The 26,368-nt window shown below is 30.0% G+C and carries 19 protein-coding genes; 6 read left to right on the forward strand and 13 right to left on the reverse strand.

What is annotated here, in order from left to right; all coding sequences use genetic code 11:
- Positions 1-40 precede the first annotated feature (40 nt).
- From EL235_RS07575 to EL235_RS07585, 3 genes are read right to left on the reverse strand one after another with little or no spacing between them, the layout of a single operon-like run.
- Positions 41-1,021, reverse strand: a complete 981-nt coding sequence (locus tag EL235_RS07575) for an ABC transporter ATP-binding protein (RefSeq protein WP_052243314.1) — start codon at positions 1,019-1,021, stop codon at positions 41-43.
- Complete coding sequence (locus EL235_RS07580; RefSeq protein ID WP_126341164.1) at positions 1,021-2,604, reverse strand: ABC transporter permease; 1,584 nt, start codon at positions 2,602-2,604, stop codon at positions 1,021-1,023. The genes EL235_RS07575 and EL235_RS07580 overlap by 1 nt, the downstream gene beginning before the upstream one ends.
- Positions 2,605-2,621: 17 nt before the next feature.
- On the reverse strand, positions 2,622-3,626 hold the full coding sequence (locus EL235_RS07585; protein ID WP_039627228.1) for a Fe(3+) ABC transporter substrate-binding protein: 1,005 nt from the start codon (positions 3,624-3,626) through the stop codon (positions 2,622-2,624).
- Positions 3,627-3,816: 190 nt separating this feature from the next.
- Between EL235_RS07585 and cgb the strand changes: the two genes are divergently transcribed.
- Positions 3,817-4,245, forward strand: coding sequence for a single-domain globin Cgb (gene cgb, locus EL235_RS07590; RefSeq protein WP_039619438.1), 429 nt, complete (start codon positions 3,817-3,819; stop codon positions 4,243-4,245).
- A gap of 24 nt (positions 4,246-4,269) precedes the next feature.
- Here the strand turns inward: cgb and EL235_RS07595 are convergent, their stop codons facing one another.
- Positions 4,270-4,743, reverse strand: coding sequence for a GlcG/HbpS family heme-binding protein (locus EL235_RS07595; protein WP_126341165.1), 474 nt, complete (start codon positions 4,741-4,743; stop codon positions 4,270-4,272).
- 9 nt (positions 4,744-4,752) lie between these two features.
- Positions 4,753-6,381, reverse strand: a complete 1,629-nt coding sequence (locus tag EL235_RS07600) for a multidrug ABC transporter permease/ATP-binding protein (RefSeq protein WP_039627230.1) — start codon at positions 6,379-6,381, stop codon at positions 4,753-4,755.
- 543 nt (positions 6,382-6,924) lie between these two features.
- Between EL235_RS07600 and EL235_RS07605 the strand changes: the two genes are divergently transcribed.
- The 3 genes from EL235_RS07605 to EL235_RS07615 all read left to right on the forward strand — a co-directional run bounded on the left by EL235_RS07605 (position 6,925) and on the right by EL235_RS07615 (position 15,891).
- A complete protein-coding gene (locus EL235_RS07605; RefSeq protein WP_126340750.1) occupies positions 6,925-9,249 on the forward strand; it encodes a hypothetical protein in 2,325 nt (774 codons plus the stop codon).
- Between the two features lie 31 nt (positions 9,250-9,280).
- Entirely contained in the window at positions 9,281-13,834 is a 4,554-nt protein-coding gene (locus tag EL235_RS07610) for a two-partner secretion domain-containing protein (RefSeq protein WP_126341166.1), read from the forward strand.
- A 146-nt stretch (positions 13,835-13,980) separates the two neighbouring features.
- Entirely contained in the window at positions 13,981-15,891 is a 1,911-nt protein-coding gene (locus EL235_RS07615) for a ShlB/FhaC/HecB family hemolysin secretion/activation protein (RefSeq protein WP_126341167.1), read from the forward strand.
- Here the strand turns inward: EL235_RS07615 and EL235_RS07620 are convergent.
- Genes EL235_RS07620 through EL235_RS07650 form a run of 7 tightly spaced genes read right to left on the reverse strand, consistent with a single transcriptional unit; the run spans position 15,888 to position 22,289 of the window.
- Positions 15,888-16,460 (reverse strand): type II secretion system protein, encoded by a 573-nt coding sequence (locus EL235_RS07620; RefSeq protein WP_126341168.1) that lies wholly within the window; start codon positions 16,458-16,460, stop codon positions 15,888-15,890. The two genes, EL235_RS07615 and EL235_RS07620, sit on opposite strands and share 4 nt — an antisense overlap.
- Positions 16,457-17,464 carry a tRNA (adenosine(37)-N6)-threonylcarbamoyltransferase complex transferase subunit TsaD gene (gene tsaD, locus EL235_RS07625; RefSeq protein WP_126341169.1) on the reverse strand — a complete coding sequence of 336 codons (1,008 nt, stop codon included), beginning with the start codon at positions 17,462-17,464 and terminating at the stop codon, positions 16,457-16,459. Before tsaD ends, EL235_RS07620 begins: the two co-directional genes overlap by 4 nt.
- The gene (pgp1, locus tag EL235_RS07630; protein ID WP_126341170.1) at positions 17,461-18,849 is read right to left on the reverse strand and encodes a peptidoglycan D,L-carboxypeptidase Pgp1; all 1,389 of its coding nucleotides are present in this window, start codon (positions 18,847-18,849) and stop codon (positions 17,461-17,463) included. Before pgp1 ends, tsaD begins: the two co-directional genes overlap by 4 nt.
- Positions 18,846-19,925, reverse strand: coding sequence for a 1-deoxy-D-xylulose-5-phosphate reductoisomerase (gene dxr / locus EL235_RS07635; RefSeq protein ID WP_039627238.1), 1,080 nt, complete (start codon positions 19,923-19,925; stop codon positions 18,846-18,848). Before dxr ends, pgp1 begins: the two co-directional genes overlap by 4 nt.
- Positions 19,922-20,650, reverse strand: a complete 729-nt coding sequence (locus EL235_RS07640) for a phosphatidate cytidylyltransferase (protein WP_114640729.1) — start codon at positions 20,648-20,650, stop codon at positions 19,922-19,924. The genes dxr and EL235_RS07640 overlap by 4 nt, the downstream gene beginning before the upstream one ends.
- A gap of 11 nt (positions 20,651-20,661) precedes the next feature.
- Positions 20,662-20,982, reverse strand: coding sequence for a hypothetical protein (locus EL235_RS07645; protein ID WP_039627242.1), 321 nt, complete (start codon positions 20,980-20,982; stop codon positions 20,662-20,664).
- A gap of 2 nt (positions 20,983-20,984) precedes the next feature.
- The gene (locus tag EL235_RS07650) at positions 20,985-22,289 is read right to left on the reverse strand and encodes an NFACT RNA binding domain-containing protein (RefSeq protein ID WP_126341171.1); all 1,305 of its coding nucleotides are present in this window, start codon (positions 22,287-22,289) and stop codon (positions 20,985-20,987) included.
- Between the two features lie 41 nt (positions 22,290-22,330).
- Between EL235_RS07650 and EL235_RS07655 the strand changes: the two genes are divergently transcribed.
- Complete coding sequence (locus EL235_RS07655; RefSeq protein WP_126341172.1) at positions 22,331-22,933, forward strand: molybdenum cofactor guanylyltransferase; 603 nt, start codon at positions 22,331-22,333, stop codon at positions 22,931-22,933.
- A gap of 207 nt (positions 22,934-23,140) precedes the next feature.
- Here the strand turns inward: EL235_RS07655 and EL235_RS07660 are convergent, their stop codons facing one another.
- Positions 23,141-24,493: a Na+/H+ antiporter NhaC family protein gene (locus EL235_RS07660; protein WP_126341173.1), complete on the reverse strand. Its 1,353-nt coding sequence runs from the start codon at positions 24,491-24,493 to the stop codon at positions 23,141-23,143.
- 134 nt (positions 24,494-24,627) lie between these two features.
- On the opposite strand from EL235_RS07660, the gene ilvD reads away from it, so the two are divergent.
- A complete protein-coding gene (ilvD, locus tag EL235_RS07665; RefSeq protein ID WP_126341174.1) occupies positions 24,628-26,304 on the forward strand; it encodes a dihydroxy-acid dehydratase in 1,677 nt (558 codons plus the stop codon).
- Positions 26,305-26,368 lie beyond the last annotated feature (64 nt).

Genomic DNA, 26,368 nt, shown 5'->3' on the forward strand with positions numbered 1-26,368 from the left:
TTAGCAAATTTTAGATATATTTGAAAATGAATTAGAATGATTAAAAACTTTCTTTATTGCTTAATTTGAGATAAATTGCCTCATTTTTACTAAGCTCTTTGTGATGATAAATACTAAAAATATGTCCTTCCAAACTCACATTTAGCTCATAAAAATCCCCATAAAACACGCACTCTAAAACGCTAGCTTTTAAAGGAGTTTGTGAAGTTGAAATTTGTATATCATTAGGGCGTAAAATGCCATTTTTACTTTGCAAATATGCTTTGAATTTCTCATCTAAAATTGTCTTTGGATCTATAAAAAATGCCTCACCTAAAAAGCAAGCACTATCTATATTTTTAGGCTTATAAAAAAGTTCTTTAGCGCTTCCATAGTCTAAAATTTTCCCATCCTTAATCAAAGCGATATTATCTGATAAATAAAAAGCATCGTCTTTATCATGCGTGACAAAAATAGCACTAAGCTTGTGCTCTTTTAAGATATTTTTGATTTCTTTGCGCATTTTAACACTTAAAGTATGATTTAAATTTGAAAAAGGCTCATCAAAAAGTATGATTTTTGGTCTTGCAACTATGGTTCTTGCTAACGCTACTCTTTGGGCTTGCCCACCGCTTAGTTCATTTGGATAGCGCTTTAAAAGTGTGTTTAAATTTAAAATTTCTAAAACTTCATCAAGCCTTTGTTTTTGCTCGTTTTTACTTAAAGAGCTTATACCAAAACATATATTTTCTTCTACATTTAAATGCGGAAACAAAGCATAATCTTGAAACAAAACCCCCACATCACGCTCTTGTGGGGCTAAATACACATTCTTAGAAGCAACTAGTTTATCCCCTATACAAATACTACCATCATTGATTTCAAAAAAACCTGCTATACAACCAAGCAAAGAACTCTTACCACAACCACTTTCTCCTAAAATGCTGACAATCTCACCTTCTCTTAAACTCAAAGAAATTCCTTTTAAAACTTCTGTTTTTCCAAAAGATTTGTAAAGATTGTCAATTTTTAAGATTTCCATTATTGTCCTTTTTGGTTGTTTTTATTTTGCAAATAATGCATTAAAAATGTAGGGATAATCCCAAATAACACTATAATCAAAGATGGCAAAGAAACATTATAAATTAACTCATTTTCACTATAAGCAAACACAAGTGATGAAAGCGTTTGAAAGCCTGAAGGTGAAAGTATAGTCGAAATAGGCAATTCTTTTAAAATATCCACACAAATAATCACCACAGCCAAAGCTAAGTAATGCTTCATCAAAGGAAAATGAATTTGAGCAAAAATTTTAAATGGTTTTGATTTTAAGGTTAAATTTGCATAGTCTATATTTTTAGAAATTCGCTCATAGCCTGATTGAGTTGCAAAAATCCCTGAAGCTAAAAATCTTACAAAATACCCAAAAAACAACACTAAAAATCCACCACCTATGGCATATTCAAAAGATAAAAGATCAAAAATATAATTTAACACACCCAAAACCACTAAAATTCCCACAGCTACCACAGCTCCAGGTAAAGAATACCCCAAAGTCGTAAGCCAAAGGATGATTTTAGAAGCTTTTGTATCATTTAAACGCACCACAAAACACAAATAAAATGCCACCCCTACAATGGCAAAAGAACTCGCCAAAGCCACGCTAAGACTATAAAATGCAGGTGTTAAGACATTGCTTAAATTTTGCATAAAATCAAACCCAGCCCAATAAACAAGCCATACAATAGGCACGACAAAGGCTAAAAACGCCACCAAAAAACACCATAAAAAGGCCAAAAACGCCTTAATGCCTTTTAACTCATCTTTTGGAGTAGGTAAAAATACATTTTGATTAAAACCTTTTTTACCTCTTTGAATTTTTTCTAAAAGCATTAAAAGCGCGATAAACACAAGCAAAGCCACACTCAAAGCCACAGCACTGACTTCATCACCGCCACTTCCCCATGTTCTAAAAATTCCCGCACTAAAAGTATCTACGCCAAAATACGCCACCAAGCCATAATCACTCAAAACTTCCATAGCTACCAATAGCAAAGCACCCACTATACCCACACGGCAAAATGGCAAAATCACCTTAAAAAATGTTTTTAAATTAGAAGCTTTAAGTGTTTTAGCACTTAAAATGATATTTCCAAGTCCATAAGCAAAGGTATTTTTAGCAAAAAAATACACATAAGGATAAAGCGCAAAAGATAAAATCACGATCACACCATAAGCATTCATGATATCTATACGCCTATCAACACCTAAAAGCGTGGGAATTAAACCTTGAAATTCAAACAAATCAATCCAAACAAAACCCATCACATAAGAAGGTATTGCCAAAGGTAAAATCAAAAACCATTCAAAAAATTTCGAGCCAAAAAATTTATAAAAAGCTATCAAATAAGCACTAACTAAACCTATAATCAAACACAATACTAAAGTCCCAAATAATATAAAAGCACTACCAAAAATATATCGTGGCAAGACATTTTTACTCAAATGTTTTAAGGTATTAATATCTATAAAAGGAAGATGTAAGATGATAGCAAGTATAGGCAGTATGATTAAACTACAGAAAAAAAAGGTGGCAAAAGACCACCTTAGGCTTAAAAATTTCAAATTTTATTTTTCCTTAATTATTTCCATTGAACTTCATCAAAAATCATTAAAGCTTCTTTAGCATTACCCCAGTAAGCTTCAAAATTTGGCTTTTCGATTTTAAACTCACCCCATGATTGTAAAATTTTAGCAGGTTTTACTTCTTTATTTACCGGATATTCATAATTTTGGTTTGTTAAAATTTCTTGTGCTTCTTTTGAAAGCATAAACTCGATAAATTTCACCGCAGCTTCTTTATTTTTAGAAGTTTTTAAAACACCTATACCGCTTACATTGATATGTGTTCCTCTACCATCTTGGTTTGGAAAAATCACTTTCACTGAATTTGCAGCTTCAATATCTTTAGGATTTTTTGAATTTGCTAAATGTCCTAGATAATAACTATTTGATATAGCTACATCGCCTTCTTTTGCATAAATTGCACGAATTTGATCACGGTCCCCACCTTTTGGAGTGCGTGCAAGATTATTTGCTATGCCTTGCGCCCATTCTTTTGCTTTTTCTTTACCCAAAGTATCAATCATAGCACTTAACAAAGAGATATTATAAACATTATTTGAACTTCTCACTAAAACTTTACCTTTAAATTTAGGGTCAGTTAAATCCTCATAAGTTTTAATCTCTCCATCTTTAACTCTATCTTTAGAAGCAATGATGATTCTTGCTCTTGTTGTAAAAGCATACCATTCGTTGTTTTTACCTCTTAATTCTTTTGGAGAAAGTTTTTCTAATTCAGGCGAACTAACTGAAACAAAAAGATTATTTGTACGAACTTGTTCTAAATTTCCCGCATCAGCAGTCATAAATAAATCAGCTTTTGAATTTTTACCCTCAACCTCTAATCTTTTAGCAAGCTCATTAGCTTTAGCTTGCACCACATTTACACTAATGCCTGTTTTTTCTTGAAATAATTTGAAAATTCCTTTATCAGAATCATAATGACGATGAGAATAAATCGTAAGCTCTTGAGCACTTAAACTCATAGCAGCTAGTAAAGATAGTAAAACTACTTTTGCTTTCATTTTATAAATTTCCTTAATTTAAATTTTGAAATTGATAAGGATTATTATATTAATAATTCACTTTATATTTACTTAAATTGATATACATAATCATTTTAAAATAAAATCATACAAAATTAACATAAATCAAGATATTTTTTCTCCTTTTTATATATAATTTTTTTAAGTTTTCATTTTAAAAGGAGAAAAAATGACACAAGAGCAAATTCAAATCATCAAAGATTGCGTGCCGGTTTTACAAAAAAATGGTGAAGTTTTAACTAAAGAATTTTATAAAATCATGTTCGAAGAATATCCTGAAGTAAAACCTATGTTTAATATGGAAAAACAAGCCTCAGGCGAACAACCAAAAGCTTTGGCAATGGCTATTTTAATGGCAGCAAAAAATGTAGAAAATTTAGAAAATATGAGAAGCTTTGTTGATAAAGTAGCTATCACTCATACAAAATTAAATGTCAAAGAAGAACATTACCCTATAGTCGGCGCTTGTCTTTTAAAGGCTATTAAAGTAGTACTAAATGCAGATGAAACTACGCTAAAAGCTTGGGAAGAAGCTTACAAAGCTATTGCACAATTTTATATAGATATTGAAAAAGAAATTTATGCAAAAGCTAAGTAACAATAGGCTTTGAATTTTCAAAGCCTATTGTAAAAATGCTATCCCTGCTTTAGCTATTTTTGCATCCTCATCTAAGTGTGCTCCACCTACACCTATGCCACCAACAATAACTCCATCTATAAAAATCGGTACCCCACCAGGCATAATGGAAAATTTATCATCCAAATAACGAATATCTTCAGGTATTTTACCCTCTTTTACACCTTTAAAAATGACCGCTGTTTCTCTTTTTTGTGAAGTAGCCGTGTAAGCTTTTTTATAACTAGCATTAAGCGTATGCACACCCGCTTTATCATCTCTTAAAACTGCTAAAATTTGACCAGATTTATCCACTATAGTAATACTTACATGAAAGCCATTTTTTCTTGCTTCATTTTTTGCAAGATCCAAAATCCCTTCAACCATTTGCGTAGTTAGCACAGGCTCTTTTACAAGCTCAAAAGATTTTGCCATTAGACTTACTCCTAAAAATACACATAAAATGAGTAATTTTTTCATTTTTTTCCTTTAAAATTTTTCTACTGCATTTTTTGCTAGTTCTTTTATATCGCCTTTTAACTCTTGTATTTGACCATTTTGTGCGAGTAAAATTCTATCGGCCATATCAAAATACACATCATCATGAGTTATAGCAAATATAGTAATACCTTTTTGCTTTAAAAGCGGCAAAAGCTTGGTATAAAAAAACCTTCTAAACATAGGATCTTGATCAGCTGCCCACTCATCTAAGATCAAAATATCCCTTTTTTCAAGCAAAGCATTAAGCATAGCAAGACGCTTTTTTTGTCCAGCCGAAAGCTTTATAGTGCTAAAAACATTTCCCACAAGTTCTACTTTTTCATTTAGCTCTAAAATTTCAAGCCAGTATGCTAAATCCTTTTTGCTAAATTTCTCATCTTCTAAAACATGCTCAAACAAATGAAAATCACTAAAAATCGCACTAATTAAACTTCTATACTCATAAATATTTTCTGAAGTTATTTTTTCATCATCTAAAAAAATATCCCCTTCAAAGTCTGTAAAAAGCCCAGCCAAAATCATAGAAAAAGTAGATTTACCACTACCATTTTTACCTATTAAAAATACACATTCACCTTTTTTAAGTTCAAAATTTACAGGTTTTAGTGCAAATTTTTCATTGTATGCAAAAGATACATCTTTAAAAGAAAGTTTTTGCCAAGTTTTGTTATTTTGACTGAGTTTAAACTCATGAGAATAATTTTCTAAATTTAAATTTGAAATTTTATCTAAAGCGATTTTTGCCATCATAAGCGTAGGAAAACTTCCTATCATGGCTCCAAGTGGTGCTCTTAAAAAAAGCACACTTAAAGCTATAGTCGTAGCACTTTGCAAACTAGCAAGTTCATAGCTTAAAGCTATATAAAACTCCACTCCTACTAAAGCTAGCATAGCGCTATTGCTCCAATTATTAGATAAAATATGCAAGATATTTCCCATAGTAGAGCTTTTTTTCTTTTTTAGGGCATTTTTTTCAAACTCATTTTCATAATAATGCTTTGCTCTCAAAGGATTTAGGGTTAATTCTTTATGTCCTTGTAAAATATTTTGATAGTTTTTTTGCAAAGCATCATCATTTTCTCTAGCATTTTTAAAATAAAAATACACCTTACTCATCAAAAAATTATCCACCAAAAAAACACACACTATCCATGCTAAACACAAAAAGAAAATTTCCAAAGAAAGATAAGATATATAAGCACTTACACATACAATCAAAACACTTGATTGTATAAATTCAGGAAGCCTTAAAAGCCCAAAAGAAATACTACGCACATCATTATTTAAAGAAGCTAAAATCTTTGCTTTAGTAGTGTTTAAAATATTCAAAACACTTGTATCTAAAATTTGCTTTACAACTCTTCTTTGCATTTTAAAAATAAAACTTTGCCCAAACGAGCTTAGAGCAATTTCTACAAAAGAAGAACTCGCAAAAAACACAAGCAACAAAAGTACAAAATACACAATGATATTTGAATTTTCAAGACTAGTTTTCAATAAAAACTCATTAATAAAAACTAAAGTCAACACACCTAATATACTTGTAAAAACACTAAAAAGTAAAAAAAGAATAATTTTAAGTTTATTTTCTCGAAATAAAATCCATAAAAAATTCACAATAATACCTTTTAAAAAATAAATTATAAAATTATAACAATTTTTTAAAATTGCTTTCTCGTTTACAATTTCTATATTTTAAGATACTTATAAATTTCAAACAATTTTTATCTTAAATATCTTTAAGCTTAAATTTATAAATATAGTATTAACATTTCCAAATTATTATTAGTACATTAGTAATGTAATTAAAAAAAACATTTCATTACTAAAAAACAATAATCAATCAAACACATTAATCATTTTTTGAAAGGACTTTTTCAATGTATATAAACACAGCTAAAAAACGCCTCACGGGGGGGGGGATACGATAATTTTCGTTTTAACTCACACTCTTTAAAACGCTATAAAAACTCCAATCTTTTAAAACTTTCTTTACTTACCATTTTTTCACTAAGTTCTTTAGAAGCTGCTACCCAGGCAAATTATGATAAAACTTCTAATGCTTATATAATTAAAAAACACCATTATGAGAACAATGATGTTTATGATTATAATCTTGATACTTATAAATTCTTAAGTGGTAAAAACTTCTATGGTCAAATGGCTACTAATAAAAACCTTTCAAATATCACTTTAATCTATGATAATCCTAAAGATAAAGCTCATGTAAAAATGAATGATTTATACTTTAAACAAGACATACTTACTCCAAGTATTAAAGAAGATATTTTTGTAGTAAATGGTTTTCATAGTTCTAATTCAGACAATACCACCATTAATCAAACTAGCTATATACCTTTTTTAGTTTCTGCTTATACCTTTAATGCAAAAGCTAATAATAATACCTTAGTATTAAAAGCAGGAGAATTATCTTCAGTATATTATCTAAAACCTACTGATAAAGAAGTGATTAATCCTAAAGCTACTGGTTTGGATAATAAATATAATTTTTTAATCACTCCAGCCATAGCTAGAAAAGGTGAAGTAAGTAATAATACTTTAAATTTCTTAAAAGATGCCTATGTCAATATGGGTGTTGAAAACACCTACACCTTACCTTTAAATGGTGCTCCTTATATCTTAGGTGCTTTTGGTGTGGATGCTAATGCTAATAATAATACAGTTGTATTAAATAAAGGCGTAAAGATAGACTTTCATACTACCCCTTATAGACAAAGTGCTTTAGGGAATAATATCTTTGATGAGAGAATGACTCATGTAACAGGAGCCATTACTTATAATGCTAATGCTAAAAATAATAAAGTTATCATAGATGGAGCTTCTTTATTAGTACATGGTCCAAGTGGAGCTTATTCAACATCAGCTGCTACTCACTTAGGAGGAGCTTTTGTGGATGTTAATAATAATCAAAGCTATGAAGTAAGTAATAATAGTGTATTAATCAATGATTTAAAACTAGATTTAAGAGTAGATACTAAAAATACCCCATTAGCTTATAATGCTATCTTAGTAGGGGAAATCTATGGGGGTAAAATCATACAAGGTAATGCTTATAAAAACACTATAGATATAAAAGACTTACAAACCTTATTAGCATTAAATACTAATGTAGAAGTAAAAGCTCTTTTAGACTTTTATGCAGGTATTACTAATAATGGTATAGCTAATGATAATAGTATTAGCATTAATCTAAAAAAACCATTTGAGATTAATTCTAATTTTACAGGTAAAAATGAGTTTAATCTTTATGGTGGGGTAGCTACTAAAGGAGCTAATAGAAATAGTATTCATATCAATGGGGATTTAACCCAAGGCATTACTGTTGAAAACCATCAAGATAAAATTCAAATCATAGCAGCACAAACTCTAAGTTCTAAAGCAAATAACAATAGCATTAATATTAAAAACTCAAACATTGCTATGCCTTTATACTTATATGGAGTAAGCAAGGTTAGTTTAAATGATAAAGATTATTATGCAAGTAGTGCTAATGCTAATAGTATAGTTTTAGATAATGTAAAATCAGGTAGAAATCTCACTGCTATTATAGAAGCAGATAATTTAGAAAAAAACACTATAAAATATAATATGGTGCAATCTTTATCTAATGCTTCTAATATAGATAAAGGTTCTAAAATCATTTTAAGAGCTAATGAAAGTGCTTTAGATAATACTTTAAATATTAAAGATTATTCAAGTGCAGCTAGTTCTAATGTTTATGTTATTAATGCTAATACTGAAAGTGCTAATAATACTTTTATCTTTGATAATCTAGCCCTAGGAACAGCTTCTGATAAAAGAGAAGGGGAAATAGTAATTAGTGCAGGTATAGCTAAAAATACTCATGATAATTATACTCATATAGCTAATTTAAATATAGATGAGTATAAAGATAATTCTACTATCATCATAGCAGCTTCTGGTGTATATAGTGAAAATGATAAAAGCTATAATAATACCTTATATCTAAGTGGTAATACTAATATTTTTAATAATACCAATATAGATGTATTAGCAGGTAGCTTTTTACAAACTAAAGAAAACACTAGCTTTGTATCAAAAGCTCTAGAGCATAAAAATAATACTAATAATCATTTAGTATTAAATACAAGTATAAAAGCAAATACTATTAATAACTTTGATCATTATAGCTTTATCTTAAAAGATGATACTAAAACTTATTTAAGTGCTAAAGAAGCTATTAATCTTTCTAAAGATAGTTCTATTAATGTATATACAAACAATAATATAAAAAATAAAAGTTTTATTTTAATGCAAAGTGAAAAAGGCTTTGTAGATGCAAACAATAAACAACTAAATCAAAAAGACTTACAAAGCTTATTAGAAACTATCACTAAAAACAATCAAAGCTTACATAAAAACATCAAAGCAAAAGTTCAAAAGGCTAAATACACTCTAAGTGTAAGTAAAGACGGAAAAAGCATAGTAGTGAATTTAAATTAAACAACAAAGATAAAACTAAAAAGGATTAATTATGAAAAAGTTAGCAAATCATATCATACTCTCAGGTGTAACGGTATCAATGTTATTTTCTCCACTAATGGCTTTACCTAGTGGAGGTAAATTTACTCATGGCACTAGTGGGAGTATAAGTATTAATGGTAAAGAGATGAACATTGCAGGTAATAAACAAAACTCTATCATACAATGGGGTGGTGGTTTTAATATAGCAAATGGTGAAAAGGTAAACTTTGGAAATAGTAAATTTGAAGGCCAACAAAACTACCTAAACATTGCTCATGGTACAGATAAATCTACCATAGAAGGTGTATTAAATGCAGGTGGTAATAATGTCTTTTTAATTAATCCTAATGGGGTAATCATTACTAAAACGGGAACTATCAATGCTAATCGCTTTGTGGCTTCGACTACTTCTTTACAAGCACAACATTTTGAGGAATTTAAAGCACAAGGTGCTTCTTTTTCCCCTATATTTAAATCACATAAAGCAGGTAATGTAGTAAATATGGGTAATATTAGTGCTAAAAACGTTACTTTGCAAGGGAATAAAGTAATGTTAAGTGCTGATACTAGTTGGGATAAAAAAAATAATAAAATAAAACTCAATCAAATCACAGCAGATAGTATAGATTTAAAAGGTAACGAAGTTTATGTAGATATTTCTACTATAAATTCTAAAAACCTAACTACGGATGCAAAAAAAGGGATTGCTTATTTAAGTGCTACTGGTTATTATTATAATCCTACAAGAAAATATAATGATATTATATTTGCCACTAAAGGTGTAATGGATAAAACATATAATCAATATATTAGCATAGGTTCTGACTTAGACTGGTGGCACTTTGCTAAAGGGTGGAATGAAAAAGATGATTTTAGAAACAATGTAGTAGGAGATACTTTTAAACTTACTAATGATATAGATTTTAAAGCAAGTAGTGGTCAAAACTATGCTAACTACTGGATAGACTTAAATGGTGATGGTAAAAAACAAGCTAATGAATTTACTAATATGATAGTAGGGTTTAAAGACAATAGCGCTTTTGCTAAAACATTCGATGGACAAGGGTTTACACTTAAGAATATCAATATAGATACGACTAAATTATCAGATAATAATTCTAAAAATTATATAGGATTATTTGGTAAAGCAGATGGTGCTGATTTTGCAAATATAAATGTAGATTATAAAAATGGTGGAATAAATGCAAGTAATGATTATGTAGGTGGGTTTATTGGGTATATAGATGGATCTGTAGATGGGATTTCTATTAAAAACATCAAATATATAAACAATAATGTAGATATAACTTTAGATTCTGGATACATGACTTATTATGGTACAGGTGGGTTTGCTGGAGATGCTAATGGGATGTTTAGAAATATATATTTAGATAATATACAAAACATTACAGTAAGGGCAAATTTAACAGATAATTCTAAAATTCCAGAAGAAGGAAATTATTATGATTCTAGAGCTATGTTAAATTACGGTGTAGGTGGGTTTGCTGGAACCACACATGGTCTATTCGAAAATATACATATAAAAAATTCTGGAAATTTTGAATTAAACTACAAAACCAACTTTGGCAATAAACGCCCAGCTTATGGTATAGGTGTAGGCGGATTTACTGGAAATGCTACAAATGGAATATACAATGGTATATTATTGCAAAATATCAAAACTCTCAAGGCAAATCAACTTAAAACACCTAAAATATATAGACTCGAAACTTCAGTTGGTGGATTTGCTGGAAGAACTAGCAATGGTTCTTATGAAAATATTAGCATAAATAAACTCGAAAAAATAGAAAATATATTTAATCATACTAATAGAACCGATGGGTTTGCAGGTGGGTTTGCAGGATGGATTGACGGAGGCAATTATAATGCTATATCTGTAAACGATATAAGAGAAATCAATAGTATTTCAGAAAGAAGTGTTTACAGTGGAGGATTTGTTGGGGCTATTAATGTAGGTTCATTTAACAATATCAAAATAAGTAAAATTGGAGAAATATACGCCAAAGGAGAAGATTCTTATAGTGGAGGGTTTGCTGGGATTGTAGGAGCAACATGGAATTCTAATATCGTTGATCCTTATTTTAAAAATATAGCTATAGGTAATATAAACTCAATAAAACATGATGGTATCGGGGAAGACAGAGGTATGTCTGGAGGGTTTGCTGGGTATATTAAGGGTGGTAAATTCAATGATATTTCAATAGTTAATATAGATGAAATTTTGGGAAGTTTTTTTTATTCACCATATTCATCAATCTCTGGTGGGTTTGCTGGATGGATTGGTGGTGGTAATTTTGATAATATTTCAATTAATACTATAGGGAATATTGGAGCACAAATTAATAATAATTCTAATGATTTTTATAGATATGCAGGTGGGTTTGCTGGATGGATAAGTAGCGGGGAATTTAATAAAATTTCTATAAAAGACATAATAGAAATTAATGGTGCGTATGCTGGTGGATTTGCAGGAAAAATTGAACAATCACATCTAAGTGGTAAGCCTAAAGCTATATATAAAAATATTAAAATAGAAGATATTAATAGTATCATATCAGGGCAAGAAGCAGGTGGTGGGTTTGCAGGAGAGATAGCTACAAAGGATGGAGGAAAATTTGAAAATATATCTATAAATGATGTAAAAAATATTAGTTCTAAACTATTTGCAGGTGGATTTGCTGGAAGAATATATAGCGGCAATTCTGATTTTTCATTTATAACACTAAATAACATAGAAAACATTACAGCAAATAATAAATATACACAGGGGATGGTTTATTCTGGTGGGTTTGCTGGGTATATTAATGGTGGAAAATTTAACAAGATATCTTTAAATCATATTCAAAATATTGAAAGCTCATATACTCCAGAAAATGAAGATGAATGGTTTGCAAAACAAGTATATGCAGGTGGGTTTGCTGGGTATATTAGGGGTGGAATTTTTGAGAATATATCTATATACGATGTAAAAAATATTCACGCTATTAATAATGCTCAATATCATGGAAGTGACATTGAAAATGGTGGTAATAGTGGTTCTCATGCGGGTGGATTTGCCGGTTATATTAATTATGGTAAATATGATAAACCTAAATTTAATAATATTTATATGTATTTTACTCCTAACTCTATTATTAAATCAGAAAGTAAGCTTAATGAAAACTATGCTGGTAAATTTGCAGGTCGAATTAGTGTGAGTGATAATACAAACCCAGATATTTCTAAGATTCACATTTATCATCACAAAAAAGACTTAACTAATGCAACAGCTGATCAAAAATATTGGGGCAATGAAATCCAACTCCATCCTTATGATGATAATAATCAAGGTTATATAGATTTTAAAACAGCGACTTTGGCAGCTTTAAATGGCCTAAAGGAAATAGATTGCGGTGCTGGTAGGAAATGTTTAGTTTTTACAAGTGATTTTAAAGTTGATAATCCAAATATCACTTCCCCTGACATACCAGATTTTAATGCCAAACAACCAAAACCTTTAATCCCTAACATAGAAACCATCAAAAACGAACAAGCAACCCTAGATAAAGAAGATATCTTAGATGATAGTACTTTAAATACTATCTTAAATGATTTAAAAGATAAATTCTATATAGTGAATATAAATATCTTAGATGAGTTATTAAAAGCTTATAGCAAGATTGATAAAGACAATCCTACTTCTAAAGCAGAGTTTTTAGCTAATTATCTTTTAAGTAAAGATAAATATCCAGATGATAAAGAAAGACTTGATATAGCTCATTCTATGATTCAAAGCTTAGACTTTTTACTAGCTTATCAAGATAATGGCTTAAGTGAAGCTAGTGATGATAAATTTGCAAACAAAGATACTAAAGATACTAACAGTAAAGTCACAAATAAAGTTGTTAAAGTTTATAATCAAACTAATGCTAATAAAGACCAAGTAAATCACTTTATCCAAACTACTTTGAACAACAAGGTAAATTCAATCAACGAGGCTAATAAGAAATTTAGTGAGAAAAACTACTATGAAAAAATCAATAAATTAGCCTCAGCTTATAATAAATATGTAGAATTAATCAATAAAGGTTTAGCAAATAAAAATGATCAAGCTTTTAAAAATATTAGCAATAGATTATTTGCTTTAATAGCTCAAGCACAAGGTGAAACCAAAACTATAGAAGAATTAATTAATAGCTTTGAAGATTTAAAAACACGAGCAAGTGAAAAATCTAACGGACATTTTATTGTTGAAGGAGATTTGCAAGCTTTAAATATACCTTATCCTATATTAGCTTCTATCAAAGATAATAACAATGGTAGTGGTGAAATAGATAAGCCAGAAAAACCTATTGATCCAATTGAGCCACCAATAGATAATAAACCAGATTTTTCTTTAAGCTTTGAACAAAGTTCTACTTTTAACTCTATAGGTAATGATAGTTTAGATGATGAGGAAGAACAAGAAGAAATAGAAGAAGCTTCTATGAATCAAAAAGGTAAAACCTGTATAGTAAGCGATAATTATAGAACTATGAATCCTTGTGTGGTTGGAGGATTATAAAACTTTGCTAGGATATAACTATCCTAGCAATAATAATAGTATGAATAAATACTTGCATTAAACAATATTGTGATTAATCAATACAAATATAAAAGCCAAATTAAGAAAAAAATAAATAAAAATAAAAAAATTAAGGAAAAACCATTATGAAAAAACTCTCTCTTTGCGTTGTAGCACTTAGCTCTTTAGTCTATGCTAATAATGGAAGCATTATCATAGCTAAAAATGATATAGAAAAGGTTATAGAATTATCCCCTGATAGAAACCTCCCTCAAAACAAAGCTATCAAAGAAAATCTAAAAACCAAAGATGATTATATAAAAAGCCAAGAAGCTAAAAAAGACTTTGAAGAAAAAAAGAAAGCTTTAAAAGAAAAACTAAATCAAGAAGATGAAGCTAATAATCAAAGCACTAATACAAACAATGATAAAGCAAATACTAGTGTAAATGATGAAACTAATAATTCCAACTCAACTAGCAATAATACAAACAATATAAATAATCAAACTAATAATAGTTCTAACACTAACTCTACTAACTCAAGCAATCAAACTAACACTACCACTAAAAAAGTAATAACCAAATATAAATTTGTTATCACTAATGAAAACACTAGCTTTAAAAAACTAGGTATTAAAGAAGAGGATTTACAATTACTTATTAGTGAGTTTAGCACTAGAAAATTTAGCTTGCAAGATTTACAAGATATATCTAATATCATTGCTTATTATTTCCAAGTTAATGGCTATCCTGCAGCAACAGCTTATGTACCCCAACAAGAATTTGAAGATAGTGTGCAAATAAACATAGCCTTAGGAACACTAGGTAAGTATATAATAAAGAATAAAACTACTATAAAAGATCATTTTATAGAAAATAAGCTTAATGAAAGAATCAAAGGTAAAATCATCTCTACTAAACTCATAGAAGATAGTGTGTATAAAGTCAATGAAATGTATGGAGTACAAACCCTAGCAGGTTTACAAGCAGGAGAGAATGTAGGAGAAACTGATGTAGTTATAGAAGTAGTGCCTGATACTAAGGCTAATGTATTATTATATACTGATAATTATGGTATTAAAAGTGCAGGGGAATATAGAGCTGGTATTAGTATGGGATTTAATTCTATATTTAATATGGGAGATTATTATAATTTTTACTTACAATCTAGTGATGAAAGACAAATCAACTATGGAGCAAGTTATACTTTCTTTTTAGGAAATTTAAAAATTACTCCAAGCATATCTCAAGGATCTTATTCTTTAGGTGGAGATTATAAAGAAGTTGGCTTTAGTGGTACTTCTAGAAATATTGGTGTTGATTTTTCTTATCCTGTATGGATTAATACAAATTCCTCTTTATATTTTACTTCTAGTATTTATCATAAGATATTAAAAGATGAACCTTTTTCAAATATATTTGATGATTATAGTATAGATAAACATTCTAATGTAGGTAGTGTAGGTTTAGAAGGTTTATTTAGAGGCTTTGAGAATAATACTTTAAGTTATAGTGCTAAGGTAAGTGTAGGTAAGGTTAATGATGATGGCACTACTATATTTGGAAATACATCTAAAAGTGATGGTAATGGCTTTGGCTGGTTTAGAAAACTCAATGCTAGTGTGAATAATTATTATAGTATTAATGAATACATTACGCATACTTTAAATATAAACTATCAAAAGGTATTAGGGAATTTTGAATTAGATTCTTCTGAGAGTTCATCTTTAGGTGGAGCTTATGGAGTAAGAGCTTATGATAATGGTGAAGGTGATGGAGATAATACCATAGTAGCTAACTTTGGTATAAGAATAAATATACCAAATACGAATTTTTATTTTACTCCTTTTTATGATGTAGGTTATGCTTGGTATGAAAAAGCTTCAGGAAGTAGATTAGCAGATGAGCATTTTTTAGATGCAGTAGGTTTGCAAATACTTTATAATAAGAATAATGCATATTATATAAAGCTTGATGCAGCAAGAGCAGTTCATCAATACAAATATGATGATGATCATAGAATGAAATTATATTTAAGTGGTGGGGTGTATTTTTAACCACCACTTAAAAAATATACCCTAGTAACTAAGTCTTTAAAAGCTTTAGAATGAACTAAACTTTGACAAGCCTTAGACTTTGAAGTGCTTGTAAATTCACTTTGACCAAAAGCATTTAAAGCTTCATCTAGTTGAGTTTTTATACTTTGATTTTTAGGGTCTTTTAAAGCTTGATTTTTTAAATCTGCTATATTTTGGGCTTTGCTTTTTTGAGCATTATCTGCCATAAACGCCAAAAGCAAAACGCTTTCTTTATCTACAAAAAGCACTTTAAAACACTGCTCATCATTTCCCACGCTAAAATCTAGCTCTTTGGTGGAATTTTGTAAATTTGATAAATCTTCATTTTTTATATTTACTACATTACTCATCAAAGCTATACTTGAAAGACTTTCATTTTTTAACACATAAGAACTTACATCATTGATAAAAGTTTTTAAATTTCCCAAAGCTTGAGCTGTGCTTGCCTCATCTTTACTTGTACTAAATTTTGGCAAAGCAACCGCAGCCAAAACTCCAAGTATAATTACCACAAACACAAGCTCTATAATAGTAAATGCCTTTTTCATAACACACCTTGTAAATTTTTGACTTTAGGACTTATAAGATCATCTTCAATACTTACAAATTCTTTACGCTCATAAGCTTCACAAGCTGCTCTTGCTATCATCAAAGCATTGTCTGAACAATATTCAAGTGGAGCTAGCAAAAGCTCGCATTGATAGCTTTGACATAAATGCTCTATTTGACTTCTTAAACTTAAATTTGCACTAGCTCCACCTACTATACCAAAGCGTTTAAATCTATGTTCTTTAAAAATTTTTTCTAATTTGTTTAAAATATGAGCTATAGCTGCTTTTTGAAATGCAAAGGCAATTTTGCTTTTACGCTCTAAGCTTAACTCTTCTTTTAAAATTTCCAAACGTACTTGATTTTTAAGTCCTGAAAAGCTATAAGCTAAGTCTTTAGAATGAAGCAAAGGTATACTAAATTCTAAATCACTTTCTTTTGCATTTTTGGCTAAATTTTCTATGATAGCCCCACCAGGATAACCAAGATCCATCATCTTTGCTACTTTATCAAAACTTTCTCCAAAGCTATCATCAGTTGTTCTTGCTAATTCTGTGATTTTACCTTGCCCATCGATAAAAAGCACCATAGTATGCCCACCACTTACAAGTAACACACCCATATCAAAACTAGCTTTTTTATCTAAAAACATAGAGTAGATATGCCCTTTTAGGTGATTAGTAGCTATGAGTGGTAAATTTAAACTAATGGCAAGCATTTTAGCCATAGCAACACCGCCTATCAAACTCACACTAAGACCAGGTTCATTCGTAACTGCTATAGCACAAAGTTTGTCAAAGTATTTTTGGCATTTTTCTAAGATTTTAGGTAAAGCTTCGCTATGCAATCTCGCAGCAAGCTCAGGCACTACCCCTCCATAAATACTATGAGCATTTTCTTGTGAAATTTTTGTATGAAAAATATACTCAAAAGTATTTTTGTCAATGATAGCAATAGAACTATCATCACACGAGCTTTCTATGGCAAGAATTAAATTTTTCATTGAAATTCTACCAAAATCATACCAATAAATTTGTCTTTTTGCTCTGCTTTTTCTATGGCTTTTATAGGTATGTTTGCTTTTTTAATTTCTTTAAAATTTGTCTTTTTTTCTAAGGCTTGATCTGCTAAATTAGCATTTTTTAATTCATAAAATTCCACTCTATAAATTTTTCTTTTTTTATCTAAAGAATAACGGCTTTGCATTTGATTTTTACTAATTTCTATGTCACTTTCATCACTGCCTTTATCAAAACCTATAATATTTACCCTTACACCTGCAATAGAAGGAACTTTAAAGTTATTTTTTACCATGATCTTTTGAGCAAAATTAGTCTTTATACTTTTACCATCTACTATCAACTCAATACCATCTAGAGCATTTGAAAATTCAAAATATTCAGGGTATAGTCTAGTTTGCAAACGATTTCCATAATTTATCGAAAATGAATTTGAATTTAAAACAACAGCTGTAATCTCATTACTTGCCTCATAATTTAAAGTTTGGTTAATAGGAAAAGGTAAAAAATTTATAGCATTAGCTGGCTTATCAAGATAAAGCAAGATTTTATCATTAAAAAGTCTTACCTCTAAAGGCTTTTCAATAGCCCTATAAACCCCATTTGGAGTTAACTCAAAAGTTCTTTGAAATTCTATATTTGCTTTTTTTAAATAGTACTCCACTGCTAAAAGATGATAATACACCCTTAAATGAGTTGGTAGATTTTTACTTGCTTCATTTGCAAAAGCTGCTTTGTGATTTGATACAACAAAATAAGTTAAAGCCTTTAACATATCTTTATCATTGCTTTCTTGGGTTTTGGTATTTTTTAAATGATATTGATGTTCTTCTTTTACCAAAGCTTTGTTGATATTTTCCACCGCTTCTTTAGCTATATTTTCTAAGTCTGCGTATTTTGTAGAATTTACTTCACTTTGATCAATAATGCTAGTATTACCCCAGCGATTTGGATTTTTATCTTTGCTTTCGTATTGTGGCCTATAAAAACCGCTTCCATCATGTAAATTTATAACCATATTGACTTCAGGATCTAAAATCAACTTTTTTATACGCTCTATGGTATGAAAATCTGGATCATTTTCATCTATATAAGCAAACTTTCTATTTAAATCACCAAAATTTCCTCTGTTTCTAGCTATAATACTTTCAAAAGCTAAATTTGGTGCAACAATGATTTTGCCTTTAGTGATATTATAATCACTTAAAAGCAAACTAGCAGCATGAAAGCCACCTGGTTCATCTCCTTGCATACCTCCAAGAATTAAAACCGTATTATTATCATCTAAGCTTTTTCCATTTTCCTTAACACTAAATTCTAAAGCAAAAACAACATTTACAAAAGCTAAAATACTTAAAAATAATCTCACTTCATTTCCTTATCTAAATAAAGCCTTACTTGCTTATCGTACTCAAATACATCTTCAATTTGGTTGATCTTTGGCACTCCAAAGTGATCCAGTGATTTAAAAATTCCCCTAGCTATATCTAAAAATTGTGCTTTTTGAGCTAAAAATTGATGCACCATATATTCATTTGCACTATTAATAATCACACCTAAATCAGGCTCTTTTAAAAGTTCATCTTTAAGTGAAAATATAGGGTATTTTTTTAAACTAATTTTTTCAAATTTTAAACTTGACATAGTTAATAAATCTAAATTTTCTATAAAACTTTTACTATGTTTATTTAAAATCGCTTGAGCGATAGATAAACGCATATTTGCATGAGAAAAATACGCACTTATACCACCATCTTTAAACTCGCACAAAGCATGCACCAAAGATTTTCTTTCTATTAAAGCATCTATTTGTTTAACACCATAAAGATGAAAAGCTTCGATGACTTCAAAAAGCTTATTACACATACTAGCACTATCTATAGTGATCTTAGCCCCCATGCTCCAGTTAGGATGCTTGAGGGCTTCTTTTACGCTAACATTTTTTAAATCTTTGATTTTATATTTATAAAAAGCTCCACCACTTGCTGTAATGAAAAGCTTTTTAATGTTTTTTCTTTTATCTATCAAGCACTTTAACGCTGCATGCTCGCTATCTATGGCTTTAATTTTAGAAGTGTCAAAAAATTTCCCTGCCACCACTAAGCTTTCTTTGTTTGCTAAGGCTAAGGTTTTACCAAGTTTTTGCGCCATAAGACTTGAGTTTAACCCCGCAAAACCTACTATAGCATTTACCACCAAAGAGCTTTTACACTCAGCTATCATCGCTTTTAAGCCCTCTTGGCCACAAAAAATCTTATCATGATCAACCAAGGTTTTATCTTTTTCATCTTGGATACATACAAATTTAGGTTTAAAAAGAGCTATTTGCTCATTTAAAAGCTTGATATTTTTACCACAAGATAAAGCTTCTATGCTTATGTTTTTTTCTTTAGCGATAAAAAGAGTATTAACCCCTATACTTCCCGTACTTCCAAGAACGATCATACCAAAGTTGCCATTGCAAATGCTGCAATAATAACAGCATCAATTCTATCTAAAACTCCACCATGTCCTGGGATTAAATTACCACTATCTTTAATGCCTGCTTGTCTTTTAAAATAACTCTCAAGCAAATCCCCTATCACAGCAAAAACAGCTACGATTAAAGATATATAAATACTTTTTACCAAGCTAAATTCAAAAGAGCCTATGATAGTTCCTAAAATCCCTGCACAAACTATGCCACCTACAACACCTTCTAAAGTTTTATTTGGGCTTGTTGGAGAAAAAGCTCTCTCACCAATTAGTTTTCCTATAAAATACGCCCCACTATCACAAGCAACCACAATCACTATAAGCCAAAACAATACAAACATACCCTCATAGCTTAACACCTGATAAAGCATTAAAATAGGCAAAGTAGGATATATATAAGGCATAAGTTCATTTAAATTTTCACTTTTTTTATAAACTAAATATCCCAAAATCAAAATCAAAGCCATAAGGCCTATAAAGAAAGGTTTATCTAAAAATGCTCCTATTGTAAAAATACACAAAGCTACAAAAACACTTGCATATTTACTTTTAAACATAGCTTTTGCTTCATTAAATGCCAAAAACAATAAAACACCAAAAATTGCAAAATTAATCAAAAAATTATCCACTAAAGCAACAACAGCTACCACAGCTATCATCACAATAGCACTAAGAATTCTTGTCTTTGAAAACATTTTTATCCTTTCTATATACTTAAATCAAGCAAGTGAGAGCTTTTTTTAACTACTTCTTGCTCTTCATCTTCATGTTCGTCTTTTTCTTCTTGTTCTTGATGATGTCTAGAATGCTTCTTTTCTTCCTCTTGTCTTTCTTTTACTTCATCACTTACTTCATGAGTTTGATTAACTTTTTCAAGTTTCTCAACTGCCTTTTCTTTTGCTTGAAACTCACTCATATTTACTAAAGTTGCAAAAGAATCTTTTGCTAACTCATTACTTGCTTGTGCTGAATGTATTGGTGCATTTTGGTTGGCAAAATGAATACCACCTATGGGACTTATAGGCATACTTACTCCTTTAAAATGCTTATAGTCTTATAATTTGTATAATTTACAAAAGCCTTCTCTCTCACTTTAACAAAATTCTTACTCGTATAATCGACCAAATAAGCTCCAGAGCTTAGCTTGGAAAATTCCACACAAAGTTTTGCTGCAAATTCTAGCACTAATTGACTTATTTTTAATTTATTTGAAGTAATGATTACATGTGCACTAGGATAATCTTTCACATGTAGCCAGATATCATCTTTTTTAGCTATTTTTAACAAGTATTCATTAGCTTTTTCATTGCGCCCTACGCTGATTTTAAACTCATCAAAATAAAAACAACTAACCCCTGCATTTAGCTCTTCTTTTTTAGTTTTTTTATTTTTTTTAGGCATTAAAACTTCTAATTCTCGCAAAGAAGTGCTTTTAGTAATTAAGTCTTTTAAATTGATTAAAAAATCAAGTTTTTCGCTTAAAATTTCTCTTTCTATATTAATATTTTTAGCCTTTTGTTTTAGCTTTTTAGCCATTTTGTAAAATTCATTCGCACTATTTTTAGGAGTATCTTCGAGTTTAAAAGCAAGCTCATTTGCATTAAAATCTTGCAAAATAAATTCTCTTTGATAATCTTTTAAAGAATTTAAATTAGCAAATAAAACATCTGCTTTTTGGCTTAACTCTTGAGCTTTTTTTAACAAATCGCTTTCTTGTTCTAAATTTTCTATACTTTCTTTAAGAGTAAAGATTTTTTTATCTACATTTAAAAGTTTATTTTCTTTAATATCTTTTAAGCGATCTTGCTGTAACTTTTTAGCACTTTCTTTAAAATATGCATTAAAATCATCAATCTTTACAAATTCTTCTTTGATCTCATAAGCTTTTAAAGCTTGGAGTTTTTCGCCTATTTTTACAATACGGTAGCTTTTATCTATATGGCGCAAAGCTTCTATGATAATATCATTAGTGTCTGTGATGATTACATTAGTGTTTTTTCCTGTAAATTCAAAATAAATCTTAGCCCCATAAGCTTTGTAAGATTTTTCTGATAAAACTTCAAAAGACAAAATTCTATTATTTTCTAATACTTCCAAATTTAAAATCCTTGCATTAGAAAAATATTTTTTTAACATAAAATCAAAAGGTGCATTATAGACTTTTGCTTGGAGTTTATCTTGGTAAATTCCGCTTTTTCCACGCGTTAAGTCTAGTATAAAAGCTTGATGATCTAAGCTAAGCTCTAAGATATTATCATCAAGGCGTTTGAGATAATTTAGTCTTTGAAATTGTTTAAAATAATCTTTTATTTGTATTAAATCTGTATATTTCATAAATGTATTATAAAATATTTTGATGAATTTATGAGGTTTTTATGAGTGAAAAAATTCCCTATCCTTGTGTGATTTTATGTGGCGGAAAGTCTTCACGTATGGGAGAAGATAAAAGCTTGTTACAAGTAGATGATAAAAACTTAACTCTTTATCAATATGAAAAAATGTCAAAAATTTTTAATCAAGTTTTTATTAGCACCAAAAAAGATAAATTTCATCAAAAAAACTTAGCTCTTATTTTAGATGAGGATTTAAACAACTACTCCCCACTTATTGCTTTAAATTCTATACTTAAACATTTTCAAAATACTTATGTATTTATCCTTAGTGTAGATACTCCAAACATAAGCAAAAGAAGTATTTATACGCTTTTTCATCATCTAAAAGCACAAAATATACTCTTAGTAAGCACAAAAAAACACAAACATTATTTATGTGGATTTTATCATAGTAGAATTTTTGAAAAAACTTTGCAATTTTTACAAGAAAATAACCACAAACTAGCCCTTTTTTGTGATACAATGAAAGCAGAATTTGTAGAATTTGAAAACGAAAATGAGTTTTTAAATTTAAATTACTTTAATGATTATAAAAAGTGGCTTCATGAAAAGTATTACTCTACACCTTACCTACATAATATTTAATAAATTCGGGTTTTGAAATGTGAATTTTATTAATCTCTCATGAAATTTTGCATAATTTCAACCAAGCATAATAATATTTAATTTATTAGCAACAAAAAATAATAAACATCTTCTCCGCTATAATGGTTTATACTCAGTATCTTAATAAAATAAGAATTTTATTAAACCCTATATTTAAAAACTCTAGAATACAAATTTATTAATATATCAAAGCAAAAAAAAGGCTATTGCACTACCTAAAACAAGCAAAGAGCCATTAAAACACAAAAAGGTTGGTATACAGGTATCTTTGATGTGATCGCCTTGCTTATCCGCATTAAGCCCTACACTCACTCCTAAAGTCGTTTCACTAGCAGGCGATCCTGCATCACCTAAAGCTCCAGCAACACCAATGATAAAAATAATCGCAGCAGGTGAAAAACCAAGCTCTATGCATATAGGACAAAATAAAGCAGCAATAATAGGAATAGTCCCAAAAGAACTACCTATGCCTATGGTGATTAAAAGACCTATAGCCAGCATGATAAAAATAGCCAAAAAGTGACTTTGCTCCATAAAAGGCACACTTACTTTTACTAACTCAGCTATACCTCCACTTTGCTTTAAAACCTCTCCATACCCTGAAGCAACAAGCATTACAAAGGCTATATAACCCATGATTTTAAGTCCATCATCAAAGACTAGATTAACCTTGTTATACTCCACTCCGCCCAAAATTACCATCAATATAAAACCCAAAAGTCCAGATAAAGGTAAATTGTGCGTTAAAATTTGCAAAATCAAAGTCAGCAAAAGACCAGCTAAAACACCCCATTCTTTTTTGTTCATTTTTAAATTTTCAAAATCCATTTTACTAATTTGCTCTTCTTGATATTCTCTTGGCTTAGAATAAAATACAAACACAGCCAAAAACAAACCAACTAGCATACAAATAGCCGCAAAAGCCATAGTTTGAGAAACTTCTCCTAAGCTAATTTGCACCCCATTTGAATTTAAATTATCCACAAGCAAAGTTTGAAAAATAAGCCCAAATCCCAAAGGTATCACCATATAAGGAGTTGTAAGTCCAAAAGTTAATGCACAAGCTATAGCTCTGCGGTCTATTTTTAACTTATTAAAAAGTTTTAATAAAGGTGGAATCAGTAAAGGCACAAAAGCCACGTGGATAGGGATTAAATTTTGTGAAAAACATGCAATAAGTGCCAAAGAAAGTATAAGTAAGTATTTTTTATGTGAAATATAATGCGAAACTATTTTAATCAAATATGCTGTTAGATTAGTTTTTGATATAGCAGCAGCCACTGCTCCAAGTAAAATATAACTTAGTGCTGTTTGTAAATTTCCTTGCATGCCATCGATTAAAACTTTCATAGAATCCATCATAGCTTGCGGAAGTTGAGTAAAAAACTCCATCAAAGTTAAATGCTCTACATTCATAAATTTAGACCAAACACCCACAAAAAGCCCAGAAAGCAAAACACTAAGCAAAACATTAAACCTAAAAAAACACAAAAGCGTCATTAATACAACGCCTATAAATACCGGATTAGTTAAAAGCATTACATTCCTTAAATCAAAATAATTTCACATTTTAAATAATTTTCTTTAAAATACCATTTAAGTTTAAAAAATTTAAGCAAAAATTGCAAAATAAAAGCATAAAATGATAGTTTTTACTTTAAAAAAGGATACAAATGAGAAGTGACGCGATCAAAAAAGGACATTTAAAAGCACCAAATCGCTCTTTGCTTAGAGCATGTGGCTTAAATGATGAGGATTTTAACAAGCCTTTTATAGGTGTGGCAAATAGCTATATAGATATCATCCCTGGGCATTTTTTCTTAAATGAATATGCAAAAATCATTAAAGATGAAATCCGTAAAAATGGTTGCATTCCTTTTGAATTTAACACCATAGGTGTGGATGATGGTATAGCTATGGGGCATGATGGTATGCTTTATTCTTTGCCAAGTCGTGAAATCATTGCAAACTCTATTGAAACAGTGATGAATGCGCACCAACTTGATGCACTAATTTGTATCCCAAATTGCGATAAAATCACTCCAGGTATGCTCATGGGAGCTTTAAGAGTTAATGTGCCGACTATTTTTGTTAGTGGTGGGCCTATGAGAGCTGGAGTAAATAAACATGGAGAAAAAATCAGTCTAAGTTCTGTTTTTGAAGCAGTAGGTGCTTATGAGGCTAAAAAAATCAATGAAGATGATTTAAAAGATATAGAATGTAAAGCTTGTCCTAGCGGGGGATCATGCTCGGGCATGTTTACTGCAAATTCTATGAATACTTTATGCGAGGCTATGGGTATAGCACTAGAAGGAAATGGAACTATTTTAGCACTTAGTAAAGAAAGAGAAGAGCTTTTAAGAAAAGCTGCGCGTAGAATTTGTGAAATTGCACTAGATGAGCGTTTTAAAATTCGTAATATCATTACTAAAAAGTCCATTAACAATGCTTTAGTTGTTGATATGGCTATGGGCGGAAGCTCAAATACTATTTTACATATGCTTGCTATTGCCTATGAAGCGGGTGTAAATTTAGATATAAAAGAACTCAATCACATCAGTGCTAATGTGGCTCATATAGCCAAAATCGCTCCATCTTTAAATACTGTTTATATGGAAGATATACACAAAGCAGGTGGGGTAAGCGCAGTAATGGCTGAAATAGCTAAAAAACCAGGCCATATTTTAGAACTTGATACTCTTGATATTAGTGGAAAAACTTTAAAAGAACGCATTGAAACTGCTAGCATTAAAGATGAAAATATTATAAGAAAAATAGACAATGCCTATTCAAATGTAGGTGGGCTTGCTATACTTTTTGGGAATTTAGCCAAGCAAGGCTGTGTGATAAAAACTGCAGGTATTATGGGTGAGCGTAAATTCAAAGGAAAAGCGGTTTGTTTTAACTCTCAAGAAGAAGCTATTAAAGGCATTATAAAAGGCAAAGTTAAAGAAGGCGATGTATGTGTGATACGCTATGAAGGACCAAAAGGTGGACCTGGTATGCAAGAAATGCTTAGCCCGACTTCATTGCTCACAGGTATGGGGCTTGGGGCTAAAGTTGCACTTATAACAGATGGTCGTTTTAGCGGAGCTACAAGAGGGCTTAGCATAGGTCACATTTCTCCTGAAGCTGCAGAAGGTGGGCTTATAGCGCTTTTAGAAGATGGCGATGAGATAGAAATTGATGTGGATACTTACAGCATTAATGTAAATTTAACCCAAGATGAAATTAGCAAACGCAAAGCAAACTTTAAAATGCCTTATAAACAAGTAAATTCAAGATGGCTTAAAATGTATCAAAAACTTGTGAGCAATGCTAGTAAAGGCGGAGTTTTAGATTTAGAATAATTTTCTTAATTTCTTTAAGAAATTAAGAAATATCTTTTAAATGTGAAAACAAAAATATGAAAAA

Origin of the sequence: Campylobacter lari, assembly GCF_900638335.1 — a bacterium.
Taxonomy (GTDB): domain Bacteria; phylum Campylobacterota; class Campylobacteria; order Campylobacterales; family Campylobacteraceae; genus Campylobacter_D; species Campylobacter_D lari_E.

What these genes read in the sequence shown, in the direction of transcription:
- ilvD (WP_126341174.1), top strand. Translation starts at nt 24,628, where the DNA reads ATGAGAAGTGACGCGATCAAAAAAGGACATTTAAAAGCACCAAATCGC.
- EL235_RS07660 (WP_126341173.1), bottom strand. Translation starts at nt 24,493, where the DNA reads ATGCTTTTAACTAATCCGGTATTTATAGGCGTTGTATTAATGACGCTT.
- EL235_RS07615 (WP_126341167.1), top strand. Translation starts at nt 13,981, where the DNA reads ATGAAAAAACTCTCTCTTTGCGTTGTAGCACTTAGCTCTTTAGTCTAT.
- EL235_RS07575 (WP_052243314.1), bottom strand. Translation starts at nt 1,021, where the DNA reads ATGGAAATCTTAAAAATTGACAATCTTTACAAATCTTTTGGAAAAACA.
- EL235_RS07585 (WP_039627228.1), bottom strand. Translation starts at nt 3,626, where the DNA reads ATGAAAGCAAAAGTAGTTTTACTATCTTTACTAGCTGCTATGAGTTTA.
- dxr (WP_039627238.1), bottom strand. Translation starts at nt 19,925, where the DNA reads ATGATCGTTCTTGGAAGTACGGGAAGTATAGGGGTTAATACTCTTTTT.
- EL235_RS07605 (WP_126340750.1), top strand. Translation starts at nt 6,925, where the DNA reads ATGGCTACTAATAAAAACCTTTCAAATATCACTTTAATCTATGATAAT.
- EL235_RS07655 (WP_126341172.1), top strand. Translation starts at nt 22,331, where the DNA reads ATGAGTGAAAAAATTCCCTATCCTTGTGTGATTTTATGTGGCGGAAAG.
- EL235_RS07640 (WP_114640729.1), bottom strand. Translation starts at nt 20,650, where the DNA reads ATGTTTTCAAAGACAAGAATTCTTAGTGCTATTGTGATGATAGCTGTG.
- EL235_RS07595 (WP_126341165.1), bottom strand. Translation starts at nt 4,743, where the DNA reads ATGAAAAAATTACTCATTTTATGTGTATTTTTAGGAGTAAGTCTAATG.
- EL235_RS07620 (WP_126341168.1), bottom strand. Translation starts at nt 16,460, where the DNA reads ATGAAAAAGGCATTTACTATTATAGAGCTTGTGTTTGTGGTAATTATA.
- EL235_RS07645 (WP_039627242.1), bottom strand. Translation starts at nt 20,982, where the DNA reads ATGCCTATAAGTCCCATAGGTGGTATTCATTTTGCCAACCAAAATGCA.
- tsaD (WP_126341169.1), bottom strand. Translation starts at nt 17,464, where the DNA reads ATGAAAAATTTAATTCTTGCCATAGAAAGCTCGTGTGATGATAGTTCT.
- cgb (WP_039619438.1), top strand. Translation starts at nt 3,817, where the DNA reads ATGACACAAGAGCAAATTCAAATCATCAAAGATTGCGTGCCGGTTTTA.
- EL235_RS07610 (WP_126341166.1), top strand. Translation starts at nt 9,281, where the DNA reads ATGAAAAAGTTAGCAAATCATATCATACTCTCAGGTGTAACGGTATCA.
- EL235_RS07650 (WP_126341171.1), bottom strand. Translation starts at nt 22,289, where the DNA reads ATGAAATATACAGATTTAATACAAATAAAAGATTATTTTAAACAATTT.